Source organism: Peptostreptococcus russellii, from assembly GCF_900110295.1.
Classification (GTDB): Bacteria; Bacillota; Clostridia; order Peptostreptococcales; family Peptostreptococcaceae; genus Peptostreptococcus; species Peptostreptococcus russellii_A.
Window position 1 is genome coordinate 17,397 of sequence record NZ_FODF01000009.1, and the last position, 15,378, is coordinate 32,774.

General features: G+C 28.1%; 12 protein-coding genes. 11 read left to right on the forward strand and 1 reads right to left on the reverse strand.

Annotated elements, in window-relative coordinates:
* Positions 1–155: 155 nt before the first annotated feature.
* From BMY82_RS06335 to BMY82_RS06345, 3 genes are read left to right on the forward strand one after another with little or no spacing between them, the layout of a single operon-like run.
* A complete protein-coding gene (locus tag BMY82_RS06335; protein WP_091975720.1) occupies positions 156–2,444 on the forward strand; it encodes a TM2 domain-containing protein in 2,289 nt (762 codons plus the stop codon).
* Positions 2,434–3,762, forward strand: coding sequence for a BREX system ATP-binding domain-containing protein (locus BMY82_RS06340; protein ID WP_091975721.1), 1,329 nt, complete (start codon positions 2,434–2,436; stop codon positions 3,760–3,762). The genes BMY82_RS06335 and BMY82_RS06340 overlap by 11 nt, the downstream gene beginning before the upstream one ends.
* Positions 3,762–5,867, forward strand: a complete 2,106-nt coding sequence (locus BMY82_RS06345; protein ID WP_091975722.1) for a DEAD/DEAH box helicase — start codon at positions 3,762–3,764, stop codon at positions 5,865–5,867. Before BMY82_RS06340 ends, BMY82_RS06345 begins: the two co-directional genes overlap by 1 nt.
* A gap of 96 nt (positions 5,868–5,963) precedes the next feature.
* On the opposite strand, the gene BMY82_RS06350 is transcribed toward BMY82_RS06345, so the two are convergent.
* Positions 5,964–7,025 carry a cell wall-binding repeat-containing protein gene (locus BMY82_RS06350; protein WP_091975723.1) on the reverse strand — a complete coding sequence of 354 codons (1,062 nt, stop codon included), beginning with the start codon at positions 7,023–7,025 and terminating at the stop codon, positions 5,964–5,966.
* Positions 7,026–7,302: 277 nt separating this feature from the next.
* Here BMY82_RS06350 and BMY82_RS06355 point away from each other — a divergent pair, with 277 nt between their 5' ends.
* The 8 genes from BMY82_RS06355 (at position 7,303) to BMY82_RS06390 (ending at position 15,316) form a co-directional block, all read left to right on the forward strand.
* Entirely contained in the window at positions 7,303–7,971 is a 669-nt protein-coding gene (locus BMY82_RS06355) for a Crp/Fnr family transcriptional regulator (RefSeq protein WP_091975724.1), read from the forward strand.
* 181 nt (positions 7,972–8,152) lie between these two features.
* A complete protein-coding gene (locus BMY82_RS06360) occupies positions 8,153–8,347 on the forward strand; it encodes a 4Fe-4S binding protein (RefSeq protein ID WP_091975725.1) in 195 nt (64 codons plus the stop codon).
* A 4-nt stretch (positions 8,348–8,351) separates the two neighbouring features.
* Positions 8,352–8,930 (forward strand): 4Fe-4S binding protein, encoded by a 579-nt coding sequence (locus tag BMY82_RS06365; protein WP_091975726.1) that lies wholly within the window; start codon positions 8,352–8,354, stop codon positions 8,928–8,930.
* Positions 8,931–9,145: 215 nt separating this feature from the next.
* On the forward strand, positions 9,146–9,973 hold the full coding sequence (locus BMY82_RS06370) for an exodeoxyribonuclease III (RefSeq protein ID WP_091975727.1): 828 nt from the start codon (positions 9,146–9,148) through the stop codon (positions 9,971–9,973).
* Positions 9,974–10,322: 349 nt separating this feature from the next.
* Positions 10,323–12,116, forward strand: a complete 1,794-nt coding sequence (locus tag BMY82_RS06375; protein WP_091975728.1) for an ABC transporter ATP-binding protein/permease — start codon at positions 10,323–10,325, stop codon at positions 12,114–12,116.
* A complete protein-coding gene (locus BMY82_RS06380; protein ID WP_091975729.1) occupies positions 12,106–13,812 on the forward strand; it encodes an amino acid ABC transporter ATP-binding/permease protein in 1,707 nt (568 codons plus the stop codon). Before BMY82_RS06375 ends, BMY82_RS06380 begins: the two co-directional genes overlap by 11 nt.
* A gap of 37 nt (positions 13,813–13,849) precedes the next feature.
* Positions 13,850–14,401 carry a flavodoxin family protein gene (locus tag BMY82_RS06385; RefSeq protein ID WP_091975730.1) on the forward strand — a complete coding sequence of 184 codons (552 nt, stop codon included), beginning with the start codon at positions 13,850–13,852 and terminating at the stop codon, positions 14,399–14,401.
* Between the two features lie 210 nt (positions 14,402–14,611).
* Positions 14,612–15,316, forward strand: coding sequence for a helix-turn-helix domain-containing protein (locus BMY82_RS06390; protein ID WP_091975731.1), 705 nt, complete (start codon positions 14,612–14,614; stop codon positions 15,314–15,316).
* The last annotated feature ends 62 nt before the right edge of the window (positions 15,317–15,378 follow it).

A 15,378-nucleotide genomic window follows, 5' to 3' on the forward strand; every position in this document is an offset into this window, starting at 1 on the left:
TCAGAAATTAAAAGTTATAATAAGACTGATTCTATTGAAAGAGTCTAAAATTTATTAATTGATAGTAAAGGAAGAACTTATAATTTTTAAATTAAAATTGTAAGTTTTTCTTTCTTGTTTAAAAGTAAATATTTACAGTAGGGGGAATAGAATTAATGAAATTTAAGATACATAAAAAATATTTTATTAGGTTAAGTGAATTCAAACAATTAAAAAGAAATCCTTTTATTGCTGGAATTTTATCAATTATTTTTGGATTCTTAGGTATACACAGGTTTTATTCAAAGAGGCTTGTAACAGGATTAATATTTTTATTTATATCTATCTATTCAATTAAGATGGACAACATTCTTATTGGTTTTTTAATATTGTTTTGTTTTTTAGAAGGCATCGTGTACTTAATAGAAGGGCTATTCTTTCTAAAAGAAAAGTTTGTAAAATATAGAATTTTGAAGGCAAATAAAAAAATAGAAAGCAAAGAAAACAGATATATTAAAGAAAAAGAGAATCAAGAAGAATCAAAAGTTATAGAAAACTCAGAAGAAAGTAATACTACGTTAGTAGAAGTAAAAGAGCCAGAAAAAGAAAATCAAGAAGAATCAGAAGTTATAGGAAAAGTAGAAGAAGAAACGATTAGAGAAGTATCGGAAATAGATCAAAGTGAAGAAGATATAGAGATAATAGACGTATCCACTTTAGAAGTTAGTCCAATAGAATACGAAAATATTGAAGTTGAGGAGAGTATTAAGAATAACTGGATAGAGAAATTAGACATACCATATGAAAGAAAAATAATGGAGATTGATCAAATTAAATATGAAACTCTGAGATTTTACTTTAAACTTTGTGAGTTTATTGATAAAAAATTAAAAGATAAAAAAAGTTCGTTAAATGAAGAGATTGCAAGTATTGAGAGAGAAGGTGGATATTATAGTAATATTCTATATACTATTTATTGTATTTCTGAAGGCTGTGTAACAAAAAAATATAGTGGAGGATATAATTATTATAACCCTGATTACTCTTATCAATTGCTAGAAAAACATCTTGGAAGTGAGATGCAGAAAGATGTTTTAGAAGAAGCAAATAGAATAGAAAATCATATTTCAAGTCCAAATGAAGAAACACGAAGATACTTTGATTTAATGGATTGTGGTATAGAAAGAACTTGGTGGGATAAAGATGGAAGTATTCGAAGTTCTAGAAAATTCAATGCAGAAGAAGCTAATATATTAAATCTAACTCCTGCGAGAAATACAACGGTTTGGAATATTTATGAGATTAGAAAGAGAATAGTTTATTTATATATAGATCTGTGGAAAACGATTTTAGATGGATTATATAAAGAGTTTATATGGCAGAGAAAGAACAAAAAAATAATAAAAAATATCATAAAACACAATAATAGATATTATTTAACTAGTGATGAAGAAAAGATCTTATCTTCGCTTATAAGAATTGCAGAAAATTCAGTTAGAAAAATTATGCCGAATACACAACTTCTAGATGTTGATTATGATAAAAAAATTATTAGCAAATATTTACCTAAAGAAATTATCAGTGCAATAGAAGCTAAAATTTATTATTTTGAAAAAAGTATAGGATATGCTGATAAAAAAGAAATATTAGAAGATATGATAAGTTTGAATCCAAATGATTGGAAGTTAAAAGTAGAAGAAATATTAATGTTGAGACAGGATGGGGACATTGAAAAATTAATAGAATATAGTGAAGACGATAATTTTATAAAAATTGCTAAAAATATTATTAGGGAAAGTGAAAATGAAAAATTATTATTACTATGTTTATATGGTGTAGAAACTCATGAAAAATTAAGTCAAAAAAATAGTAAGTTATTAAATCAAATTATAAATCCGAATAATATGGATATGTATGAGGATTTAATTGAAGCTAAAGAAACTTTATCCACAGAACTTTTAGAAAAACTGTTAGAGCTAAGAAAAGCAAAAAGAAAGAAAATAGAATTGAACATGGAGAAGGTAGAAATCTCTAAAAAGGAATTGAATAAAACGGTGGATATATTAAAAGAATATATCGGAGAAGAAAGTGAAGAAGAAAGTGAGAATATAAATAACAATAGGCTTGCTATAATTTTAGAAAACAATAAAAATACTGAAATAAACGAAACAGAAAATGAAATAGAAGAAGATGAAAAGGTGGATATAAAAGATGACGATCAAAAAGAAAATTTAAAGTATATTGATTTTCTAAAACTAATAGTTGATAAAGAAAAGGTAAGCATTAAAGAGGGAAAGGAAATAGCACTTAATAATAATGTCTTATTGAATGTATTTATAAGTAATGTTAATGGAGAACTTTATGATTATATACAAGATCAAGCAATTCTGATAGAAGATGATTGTATAAAAATAGATGATTTTTATGTAGATATGGTAAAGGAGTTGGTTAATAATGAAGAATAAGGTAAATCCAAAAGAGGCAGATAATATTATAAAAGCATTAGAAGGTGGAGTTGTTCCTAAAAAAGGAATTCAGCATCTTTTAGCTGGTAGAAGTGAGGAAGTTCAAGAAATTATAAAGATATTGGATTCTATAATTGAAGGTGAAAGTGATATAAGATTTTGGGTTGGAGACTTTGGAAGTGGTAAAAGTTTTATGCTTAGAACTATAGAATCTATAGCAATACAAAAGAATTTTGTTGTTTCTACAGTAGATTTGACTCCAACTAGAAGATTTTACTCAACAGATGGCAAAGCGAGATCCTTATATAGCGCTATAGTAGATAGCATGGTTGTGAAAACATCTCAAGATGGAAAAGCAATTGAGACTATATTAGAAGAGTGGATTAATAAAATTATAATGAAAATATCAAAAATAAAAAAACTTCCAGTTAGTCAGTTACTAACAGCAGAAAATAAAAAAATAGTTGAGAATGAAATATTAGATATTACTAGTTCATTTAGTTCTGTTGGTCTATCATTTGAGCTTGGTCAAGCTATTGTAAAGTATTATGAAGGTGTTGTAGAAGATAATAGAATGCTGAAACTAAAGGCACTAAGATGGATTAGAGGAGATATATCAACAAAAACAGAGGCAAAGAGAGAGCTGGGAATTGAAAAGATTATTAGTGATGATAATTGGTATGATGCTATTAAAAATTTATCTGAATTATTTTTAGGAATAGGATATTCAGGCTTTTTAATAAACTTTGATGAAGTTGTAAATTTATACAAGTTACCATTAGCCCGTACGAGAGAAAGAAACTATGAAAGAATACTAAATATATTTAACGAGTGCAAGTCCAGTACTGCAAGAGGACTATATATTAACTTTGGAGTAACTAGAAAAACTATATTTGATGAAAATAGAGGAATGTCTAGTTATGGTGCTTTAAAGGGTAGATTAGGAAGCGAAGAAAGTATGGATACAAAACTTTTAAATACAAATAGAACTGTTTTACCTTTAAAACCATTAACTGTTGAAGAAATATATACCTTATTAGAGAATTTGAATTATATTTACAATGTCCACTACAGAAAAGATATTATTATGACACCTGAACAGATAAAAATGTATATGGAAGAGCAGTTAAACAGACCAGGAGCAAATGAATTTTTGACTCCGCGTGCAGTTACAAAGGATTATTTGGAAATTCTAGATTTAATAAGACAAAATCCAGAGGTGAATATTGAAAATATTATATATAGCAAATTTGGCAAGGATAGTTCACCAATATTAAAAGATAAAGATAATAAAGATGATGAAATAGAGGTATTTTAATGGAAAGTTATAATCTGCTAAGAAGAGAAATTAGACAATATGTATATGATAAGGGCTGGCCTTCTTTGAAAAAAATACAAGCGGCTTCAATAAAACATACTTACAATACAGAAAATAATTTTATACTAGCAGCCCCTACAGCTTCAGGAAAAACAGAAGCAGCATTTTTACCAGCTATTAATTCAATTGACGATTGGAATACCGGTTTAAAGATTATATATATATCACCACTAATAGCTCTTATAAATGATCAATTTGAAAGAATAAATGAATTATGTGATTATATGGATATAACTATAACATCTTGGCATGGTGAGGCATCTAAAACAAAAAAGAAAAAATTATTGGATAGACCAAATGGAATACTCTTGATAACACCGGAGTCTATAGAAGCAATGCTATCTTTAAGACCAGAAGAAGCTAAATTTTTGTTTAAGGGAACAGAATGGGTAATAATAGATGAAATACATAGTTTTCAAGATAATAACAGAGGTATACAATTAAAATCTTTAATTGAGAGAATAAAAAAGTATATGGAAAAAGAAGCAAGATTTATAGGTATGTCTGCAACAATAAATAGGGAAGATTATAAAAATATTAAAAATTTTTTTGGAAGTGAAAGAAAAACAGATGTTTTGTTAGATAGTAGTAAAAATAGTTTAAAAGTAACAAAAAGCTTTTATAGGGAAAATATTAAAAAAGAATCAAATAATGCTCTAGAAGAAATATACGACTATTCTCAGAAAGAATCGATGTTAATATTTCCAAACTCTAGATCAGAAGTTGAGAGATTATCTGTTAGTCTTTCTAGTTTAGCTAAAAAGAGAAAGTCGCACACAAAATATTTTGCACATCACTCATCAGTTAGTAAAGATATGAGACTAAGTGCGGAAAATTTTGCTAAAAATAATAGAGGTGAATTGTTTACTATTTGCTGTACATCTACACTGGAACTAGGAATTGATATAGGGGCTGTAGATAGCATTGTTCAGTATAATGCACCTTATTCTATAGCTAGTTTAGGTCAAAGATTAGGAAGAAGTGGTAGAGCAACTCAAAGGAATGTACTACACTTTATAGCAACCGATGAATGGTCTTTGTTGCAAGGTCTAGCTGCAATATCGCTTTATGAGGAGGGGATAATTGATAAATTTCAAATGATTATAAAACCATATGATGTTTTAGCCCATCAAATAATATCTATTTTATTGGAAAAATCTGGAGTTCCACTAGAGGAATTAAAAAATATAAACAAAGAATTTGAAACGTGGAAAGAAATTGAGGACAAGGAACTATTAGAACTTATAGAGTATTTAGTAGAAAATAAATATATAGAAATAATAGAAGAAGAGGCAATAACTGGTATGGCTTCAGAAGAATTATTAAGGAAAAGTGAGTTTTTTACACATTTTAATATAGATGATAATTTCTTTGTTTATAATAGGCATACAAAGATTGGTGAAATTTCTTCAGTAAATCACTTCGAGATAGGAACTAATATTTTACTATCTGGTAAGGTATGGAAAATAAAAGATATAGAATATAGAGCTAAAAAAATATATGTAGACAAAGCTATGGATGGAAAAGCACCTTTATTTCCAGGTGGTAGTGTAAATACAACATATGATATTAGAAAAAGAATGAAAGAAATATTAAAAGAAAAGTCATATTGGGAATCTTATAGTAAAAATATAAAGCTAGTTTTACTAGAACTTGCTGATGAAAGTTTTAGATATGACAAATTTCACTGGGTAGAATGTGGCGATGGGTTAGGGTTAAGAACTTTTCAGGATACAAAAACAAATAGAACTTTAGAACTACTTTTAAATATGATGTATGATAAAGAGGCATATACACTAAAAGATAGAGAAAGTACAATTTATGGAAAAAATATAAAAAATGATATTTATGAAGTTATAGAAAAAAATCATAATGAAAAAGATGTATTTGAATATTTAAATAAACATCCTCAAGTAGTGGAAAAGTATATATCTAGTAATAAGTATAGAGTTTTGTTACCGAATAATTTAAAAATCAAATACATTATAAACAATGTTCTTGATTTACAGAATGCAAAGAACTACCTAAAAGAAAACTATCAATAAACTATTAATAATTTATATTAAGATAGATTTTAAAATACAAATATAAAAAACGATTCTTGTATTTTATTTAGATACAAGAATCGTTTTTTCTTTGCTTTAATTTAATGATTTTAATTCCTTTTCCACATTGCTAGATACTGAATTTTCTCCACCAACTATAATTATATTTTTTATATTATTATCTATTATATAGTTTTTAGTATTTTCATCTAAACTATTAGGTTCAGTAAGAAGAATAGCTGCATTGTTATGTACAGCTGCTGTTCCTGAAGCTAAAGCATCTGGATAGTTAGTACCGTCGACAATAACAACGGTATTGATATTTTTCTTTAAAACTGGCTTGTAGGATCTAGCTATTTCTACAGCTGTTTCATAGCGATTGTTTCCTGCAATTCTACCAGTGAAAAATGAACTTTCTGGATCGTAACTTCCATCCCAACTGTGAAGATTTAAGCCCAAGCTATCTCCTTCAAAAGTTTCAAAGTAATTTGGAACACTTTGATAGCCGCCTATTATAAATCTAAATCCGTCAGTAGATTCTAAATCTTTACAAGATGCAAGATAAGTAGCCTCTTTTCTAGTAAGTTCTGATACAAATGGTATAGCTGCTAATAAATCTGGGAACTTGCTATCATTTATAATTATTCCAACTGAAGTGTCACCTCTAGGTTCTCCTGCATGGAAGGTGTTAAATATAGGAGTATCAATGTAAGATGTTATTGGATAAAAAAAGTTGTTCTCATAATCATATGTATCATAGAATCTATCAACTTTTATTCCGATTGATTTTAAACTGTTATCAATACTTCTGTTTAATTGTTTATAATCTCCTAAAATATAGCTTCTTTTAACTCCAAGTCTAGAAAGTTCATTTATCATAGATTGAGATAAACCTGAGTTTGGAATAATATAAAATGGTACATTTAAAGCGTTTGCCATATAAGAACCATAAAGTGCAACTCTAAAATTGTTACTAGGTGCAATAACTGCCAAGTTACCGTCAGCATTGTTAAAGTACTTCTGTTCAACTTTCATATTAGTTTCATGGCGATCTTTGCCAGAAATTCTTGTAACATTAGTATCAGCTAATGCTGGAATAGTTGAAGAAATAAAAATAGCTATTGATAGTGCGATAGATTTGATAGTATTTTTTTTCATGATGTCTCCTTTTAAATAATATTTAATAATTGATAAAGGAATATAGATATTACTATATTTTTAATAATTGTCCCTTATAATTATGTTAACATTTAAATAAAGAATATTCAATACATTGATAAAGAGAATATAAATTCTTTTAAAGTATAAATATAAAGTATATATTTATACCGGATAATAAAAAATATTTTCTTTAAGAATATAAAAAAATGTCTAAAAATACAATAAATGATATAATAATGAAATATATATGTAAAATAGTTTGGAGGTCGGTGTATTGAATGATGAATTAAAGCTAGCTCTTCAATCACTTTCATTTTGGAGTGATTTAAATGAGAAAGAAAAAAATGTTTTATTAGAAAATGCTTATGTTGAAAAATTTTCAAAGGGAAATCAGATAAGCTACACGGAAGAAGAATGCAAAGGACCAATAGTTATATTAAAGGGTCAAATAAGAACATATTTGATTTCTGAAGAAGGCAGGGAAGTAACTGTTTATAGACTTCATAAAGGTGATTTTTGTGTACTTTCTGCATCTTGTATTTTAGATTCTATTGGTTTTGATGTAAATATTGAGGCCATTGAGAAAACAGAGCTTCTTGTGATTCCACCAGTTGTATTTAAAGCCTTGCAAAAGAAAAATCCAAGACTGGAAATTTTTCTATTAGAAACTGTAAATGAAAGATTTTCTGATGTTATGTGGACAATGCAGCAAATTTTATTTATGGGAGTAGATAAGCGAGTAGCTATCTATCTGTGGGATGAGTTTTCTAAAAACGGCAAAAGTGAAATACATATAACACATGACGAATTGGCTAGATATATAGGTAGTGCTAGAGAAGTAGTAACAAGAATATTAAATCATTTTACAGAGGAAGGAATTGTAAGCTTAAGTAGAGGAAAGATAACTATTGAAGATAAAGAAAAATTAAAAACGATTATGTGACTTAGTCACATACATAGCCAACTATTTCTGATATATTTGTTTCAGAGCATAGGCGGCTATTTTTTTATGTCCCAAATTATATAGAAAAATAAATGGGTAGAATAGTAGATTTAATATTATAAATAAGGATATTATTGAATTTCTAAAAGCAGTTTTATTATATTAAGTAAGGAGTGTTTAAATGTTATCTAAAAGGTATGCAGAAGTAGATAAAAATCGTTGTGTGGCTTGTGGCGCTTGTGGAAATGTATGCCCCAAAGGAACGATAAATGTTTGGCGTGGATGTTACGCCGTAGTAGATAAAGAAAAATGTATAGGCTGTGGTTTGTGTGAAAAAACTTGTCCTGCAGGGTGCATTGAAATAAAGGAGCGATAAAACTATGAAGAAAAAAAGATGGAATGAATATTTATGGATTTGGCCGATAATATATTTTACACTAGGATTTTTTAACATACTATTTGCATGGCTTGGTATGATCGACTTTCTTTTACCACTAATAATAGCAATTGTAGGAGGTAATAAGGCCTTTTGTAATAGTTATTGTGGAAGAGGTCAGTTACTTGCAAAGATCGGAAGTAAGTCGGGATGTAGCCGTAATAAGTTAGCACCAAAATGGCTTTCTTCAAAGTGGTTTAGATATGGATTTTTGGCTTTCTTCCTAACGATGTTCGCTAATATGGTATTTCAGACATATTTAGTTGCAGCAGGTGCAAACTCACTTAGAGAAGTAATTAAACTATTTTGGACAATACGCGTTCCATGGGGATGGACATATACAGCGGGCACAGTTTCTAATTGGGTAGCACAATTCTCATTTGGATTCTATAGCTTGATGTTGACATCTCTTTTATTAGGTCTTATTGTTATGGCACTTTATAGACCTAAAACATGGTGTACATTCTGTCCGATGGGGACAATGACTCAAGGAATATGCAAGATCAAGGCTAATAATAAATAATTTAAAAAATATTATATCTAGGTAAAGAAAATTCTTATAAAAAATAATTGTATATATTTTTTATAAGAATTTTTATATATAGTTCTATACTCAATGAAAAATAGTATATTTATTATTAAAAAGATTATTTCTAGCTCTTAATGATGTATAATGAATAAAGTAGTATTACTATGGGTAATCTACTTATATTAGAATAAAATTAAAGGAGTGAAAAAATGAAATTAATTTCGTGGAATATCGATTCTTTAAATGCGGCTCTAACATCAGAATCAGCTAGAGCAGTTTTATCAAGAAAGGTATTAGATACAATTATAGAATACAATCCAGATATAATAGCTTTGCAAGAAACAAAGTTGTCTAGCAAAGGACCTACAAAAAAACATTTAACTATATTAGGGGAGATGTTTCCAGATTATAAAATAGCATGGAATAGTTCAGTAGAGCCAGCTCGCAAGGGTTATGCAGGTACAATGTTTCTTTATAAAAATAATTTGGAACCTAAGGTTATATATCCTGAAATAGGTGCACCAGATACAATGGATTTAGAGGGAAGAATAATTACATTGGAATTTGATAAATTCTATATTACACAAGTTTATACGCCAAATGCAGGTGATGGATTAAAGCGTCTAGAAGAACGTATGGAATGGGATAGAAAGTATGCGAAATATTTATCTAGTCTAGATAAGGAAAAGTTTGTACTGGCAACAGGAGATTTTAATGTGGCACATAAGGAAATTGACCTTGCTCATCCAAATAACAACAGAAGATCTGCAGGATTTACCGATGAAGAACGTAAAGGATTTACAAATCTTTTAGATAAGGGATTTGTAGATAGCTTTAGATATGTTCATGGTGATATAAAAGATGTTTATACTTGGTGGGGACAGAGAGTCAAGACAAGTAAAATAAACAACTCTGGATGGAGAATTGATTACTGGCTAGTAAGTGAAAGAATAGCCGATAAAATTTTAAAATCTGAGATGATTGATTCAGGTGAAAGACAAGATCATACACCAATATTAATAGAAATAGATTTATAGTATACAAAACCACTTAGATAAATTCTAGGTGGTTTTTTTAGAATCTATTTAGTAAAATAATATATTTTCAGATATTAAAATCATCATATATTAAAATCAATAGATAATTCTCCAATAAACAATATATTTTAAATTATATAATAGCTAAAATATAATATCTAAAAATATATAAACCTTTTAGTATTAAATATGACATTGAAAAGTTTATATACAGATCACCTAGAGACACAGTCTTCAAAAATATATATAAAAAATTTAGGTATTCTTTTAATTTGATAAGAACTTTCATTATCAATATTGAGAGGATTCTTTTTTTATAATAAGATGTTCTTATTATAGGAGGTGTTAAATGATAGAAAAAAGTTTATTTAAATTTTGCGGAAGTGCAAAGAAATATATATATCAAGGAGTAATTATAAATTCAATTAGGTTGTTTGCAAATATTTTGTTTTCAGTTTCTTTTGCATCCTTAATTAGTAGATTTTTCTTTGATTTTGAAATAATATCAGTCAAGATAGCAATTATATCTATTATAATATCTTTGATTGTAAGGCATATTTGCATAAAATTATACTCAAAAAAGAGTGATATGCTCGTTAATGAGGTCAAGGTAAATCTTAGAAATGCCATATACAAAAAAGTTCTATCTATTGGAATGGCTTATCAAGAAGTGATGACAACACAAGAGATAGTACATTTGGGAGTTGAAGGGGTAGAACAGTTAGAAAACTATTATGGTCTTTATCTTATTCAATTTTACTATAGTTTTGTATCAGCTTGGATTTTATTTTTATTTATTATGCCAATAAGTATAAAGGTTGCATTGCTGTTATTGATTTTGTCACCAGTGATACCGGCATTTCTTTTATTAATTTTGAAAATTGTAAAGAATGTTCAGAGAAAGTACTGGTCTAAATATGCTGATGTAGGTAATCTATTTTTAGATAGTTTACAAGGGATGACCACTTTGAAAGTATTTAAAGCTGATGAATATAGAGCTAAAGAAATAGATGAGATGTCTGAAGGTTTTAGAAAGGAAACAATGAGGGTTTTATCTATGCAATTAAATTCTATTATGATTATAGATTGGATTGCATATGGAGGAGCTGTATTGGCTATAATAATGGCATTGTTTGAGTACAAGTCTGGAAATTTAAATATCTATGAAATGATATTAATTTTGATGTTAATAGCGGATTATTTTGTTCCTATGAGATTATTGACTTCATATTTCCACATAGCTATGACTGGCGTAAGTGCAAGTGAAAGAATGTTGGATTTTTTAAATAGAGAAGGAAAGATTTCTTATGGAGAACAGAAATATACTTCTAATTGTCATATAAAGATAGATAACTTGAATTATTATTATCCAGATGGAACACATGCCTTAAAAAATATGAGCATGGAATTTAAAAATGCAAGTTTTACTGCTATTGTTGGTGAGTCTGGATGTGGAAAATCTACTTTGGCGAGTTTAATATCTGCAGAATATATAGCATCAGAAAAATCAATTTTTTATGGTTCAAATGATTTGTTTATGATGCGTAAAGGTGAAATAAATAAAAATGTAATCAGGATAACTCACGATGGACATATTTTCTCAGGTACAGTAAGGGATAATTTATCTATAGGAAAATCAAATGCTAGTGATGAGGAAATGATAGAAGTTTTGAAAAAGGTAAATCTTTGGAAAACATTCTATGCAATATCTGGTTTAGACAGTGAAATATTGTCACAAGGTAAAAACTTATCTGGTGGTCAGGCTCAGAGATTAAGTTTAGCAAGAGCATTATTACATGATGCTGAGGTGTATATTTTTGATGAGGCTACTTCAAACATAGATATAGAGTCAGAAGAAATAATATTGTCTATAATAGAAGAATTATCAACTAAAAAAACAGTAATATATATTTCTCATAGACTTTCATCTGCAAAAAATGCAGATTGTATATATGTTTTAGATAAGGGTGAGTTAGTTGAAAAAGGAAAACATAAAGAGTTAATGGAATTAAATAGCGTTTACAAGAGTTTATTTACCCAACAAGAATCTTTGGAAAAATACAGACTCAATAAATCTTTTTTAGAGGAGTCTAAAGAATTTACAAATTCCAGATTAAATAAGGAGGTAAAAAATGAAGCGTAGGAATTCTATTGAAATAATGAGAAAATTAATAGTGCTAGTGAAACCTATGAAAGTATATATGATGATAGCAGTGATATTAGGGGTATTAGGATTTTTACTTTCATTTGGAATAGGGATATTTGGAGCATATGCATTTATATCAACAATTCCTAAAAATTTGAGACTTGAATTTGCAGGAATTCCTTTTGGTGGAAAGAGCTTTAACTATTATATATATGCACTACTTATTTGTGCTTTATTAAGAGGTGTGTTCCATTATATAGAGCAGTTTTGCAATCATTTTATAGCCTTTAAGATACTGGCAGAAATAAGACATAAGGTATTTGCTGCTATGAGACGACTTGCACCGGCAAAACTTGAATGTGAAAATCCAGGTAAGTTGATATCTATGATTATGGGAGATATTGAACTTTTGGAAGTATTTTATGCTCATACTATATCGCCTATTTTAATTGCCTTTTTAACAAGTATAGTTCTATTTGTATTCTTTGTAAGTATTAACCCCATTATAGCGATATTTGCTTTAATAGCGCAGATTTATATTGGCGTAATAGTTCCTATAAGTTCTTCAAAAAGAACAAACTCTACTGGAGTTTCTTTGAGAAGAAATATATCTTTACTAAATGGAAAGTTTTTAGATGAACTAAGAGGGATAAGAGAAACGATACAATATGATGTTGGTCAAAGAGGTATTCGTGAAATTAATAGAGCAAGTAAAAATACTATTAAAAATCAGTCGAAGTTGAGGATGGAAGTTGCTAAGATGCAATCAAGGACAGATAGAGGGATAATAGTTCTTTCTATGTTGCAATTGCTAGTATGCTATCTTTTATATAAGAATGCTATTATAGATGCAAGTTCTGCAACTATTGCTGTAATTGTTCAAATTTCTACTTTTTCTCCATATATAGCGCTTGCCAACCTTGGAACAACCTTGGCTCAAACTTTGGCTTGTGGAGATAGAATAATTTCTTTATTGGAGGAAGATGCAGAGGTAGAAGAAGTTGAAGATGGTCAAGATGTGAGTATGAGAGAAATGAGCTTAGAAAAAATTAATTTTTCTTATAAAGATGTAGAAATATTATCAAATTTAAGTTTAAATATTGGATTGCAAGAAATAATAGGTATTATGGGGAAAAGTGGAAGCGGAAAGTCTACATTGTTGAAATTAATGATGAGATTTTGGGATGTAGATTCTGGAAGTATCAAAATAAATGAATTTGATATCAGGAAGGTAAACACAAAATCAATTTACAGTAATATTGATTATATGACACAGAGTACAGTTTTATTTGCAGGAACAATCAGAGAAAATTTGTTGCTTGCAAATAGGAATGCTAGTGAGGAAGAATTAATATCAGCTTTGAAGAAAGCTTCAATATATGATCACATATTGAAACTAGAAAATGGTCTTGATAGCAGAATTTCTGAACTAGGTGATAATTTTTCAGGTGGTGAGAGACAGAGATTAGGTTTGGCGAGATGTTTTCTAACTAATAGTAAGATGATACTTCTAGATGAACCAAGTTCAAATTTAGATTCTCATAATGAAGCTATTATACTTAGATCTTTAACAGAAATGAAAGAAAAATTAGTGATTATAGTATCTCATAGAGAATCAACAATGGGAATATGTAAAAAAATATATACTATGAAAGATGGTAAATTGTACAAAGAAAGTAATTCATTAAATTAAAAAATGCTTTAATTGTAGTAAATAGGAGGAATTTAAAATGAAAATAGCAATAGTATACAGCTCCTTAACAGGAAATACAAAAAAACTAGCTGAGGGAGTTTTTAATAAGATACCTTCAAATTTTGAAAAGTCAATATTCAATGAAAATGATGAGTATGATTTATCGGAATATGATATAGTAATACCTGCCTTTTGGATTGATAGATCTTTTCCAAATAAATCTATGAAAAATTTTATATCTAAATTAAAAAATAAAAAAATATTTTTTATGGGGACAATGGGATTTTTCCCTGACTCCAAGCACGGAAGAGATTGTGCAGAGAATACTTTATCTATTATAGACGAGTCATGTGAAGTGCTGGGATATTTTATATGTAATGGAAAAGTAGATATGAATCTATTGAAAAATATTTCTAAAATGAAAGCTGAAAGTGTTGGAGAAAAGGCATTTAAAGCACATATGTTAGATGAGAAAAATATTTTGAGATATAAAATATTAGGAGAGCATACAACAGACCTAGATGTAGATTATGCATCGGCAAGATTGAATGAAAGATTATTGATGGAAGATGAAATAGCAAAATTATAAAAATATGTTTCCTCCTATGAGTTCATAGGGGGATTTATTTTGTCAATATACAATGATAATTAATTTCATTGACAAGATGGCAATTTAGTAATAAAATTAGTTATGTAAAAATAGTTATTTTTATAAAGTGAAATTCTTATATATAAATATAATAAGATTAGATTGCTTATGTTTATTTTTATAAATTAATAATTGAATGGAGTGATGTAGATGACAGAATTAAGTAATTTAAATAAATATAATATACAGCTAAACTATAAAATGCTGTGTGAATCCATTTGTAATGGAAAGGTGAAAGATGCATATAATGAATTCGTAGAGAAGTCCTCAAAATTAACGGATTTTAGTGGAATAGATATGATTTTGGCATATAGATTAGCACTAAATAATCTAAATTATAGTATTTATTATTATCTATTATTTACTTATGATTTACAACTTACAGAGTGTTGCTATTCTAATACCCTGATTATGCATACTAAGCTTACTGCAGAAAATATAAATAAAGTAGCAGAAAATATAATAAGCTCTTATTATTCGGAACTGCTAGATATGAAGGTGTTAAGTAAGAATCCAATTATACAGGAAATTTTAGAATATATAGAGGAACATATTAGTGAGCCTATATTAATAAAAAATATAGCCAAGAAAATGCATATTAACAGTACATATTTATCACAATTATTTAAGCAAAGTATGGGTCAGAGTTTCAGTTCTTATTTGGCAGAGCATAGAATACATCATGCAAAAATATTATTATTGCAAACTAATGAAAACATCGATAGAATAGGAGATTTGTGTGGTTTTAGTTCACCATCATATTTTTCAACAGTATTTACAAACAAAACTGGTATGAGCCCAGGAAGATATAGAAGAAATCATGAACTAAGTTTTGGTGCTAAAGAAAAGAAATAGTTATAAGGATATAGATTTAATAGCAGTATCCAAAAAATTTAAAAGAATACCTAAAAATACTT

Excerpts from the sequence above, each read along its gene's own strand:
- BMY82_RS06335 (WP_091975720.1), top strand. The coding sequence starts at position 156 with ATGAAATTTAAGATACATAAAAAATATTTTATTAGGTTAAGTGAATTC.
- BMY82_RS06340 (WP_091975721.1), top strand. The coding sequence starts at position 2,434 with ATGAAGAATAAGGTAAATCCAAAAGAGGCAGATAATATTATAAAAGCA.
- BMY82_RS06345 (WP_091975722.1), top strand. The coding sequence starts at position 3,762 with ATGGAAAGTTATAATCTGCTAAGAAGAGAAATTAGACAATATGTATAT.
- BMY82_RS06350 (WP_091975723.1), bottom strand. The coding sequence starts at position 7,025 with ATGAAAAAAAATACTATCAAATCTATCGCACTATCAATAGCTATTTTT.
- BMY82_RS06360 (WP_091975725.1), top strand. The coding sequence starts at position 8,153 with ATGTTATCTAAAAGGTATGCAGAAGTAGATAAAAATCGTTGTGTGGCT.
- BMY82_RS06365 (WP_091975726.1), top strand. The coding sequence starts at position 8,352 with ATGAAGAAAAAAAGATGGAATGAATATTTATGGATTTGGCCGATAATA.
- BMY82_RS06370 (WP_091975727.1), top strand. The coding sequence starts at position 9,146 with ATGAAATTAATTTCGTGGAATATCGATTCTTTAAATGCGGCTCTAACA.
- BMY82_RS06375 (WP_091975728.1), top strand. The coding sequence starts at position 10,323 with ATGATAGAAAAAAGTTTATTTAAATTTTGCGGAAGTGCAAAGAAATAT.
- BMY82_RS06380 (WP_091975729.1), top strand. The coding sequence starts at position 12,106 with ATGAAGCGTAGGAATTCTATTGAAATAATGAGAAAATTAATAGTGCTA.
- BMY82_RS06385 (WP_091975730.1), top strand. The coding sequence starts at position 13,850 with ATGAAAATAGCAATAGTATACAGCTCCTTAACAGGAAATACAAAAAAA.
- BMY82_RS06390 (WP_091975731.1), top strand. The coding sequence starts at position 14,612 with ATGACAGAATTAAGTAATTTAAATAAATATAATATACAGCTAAACTAT.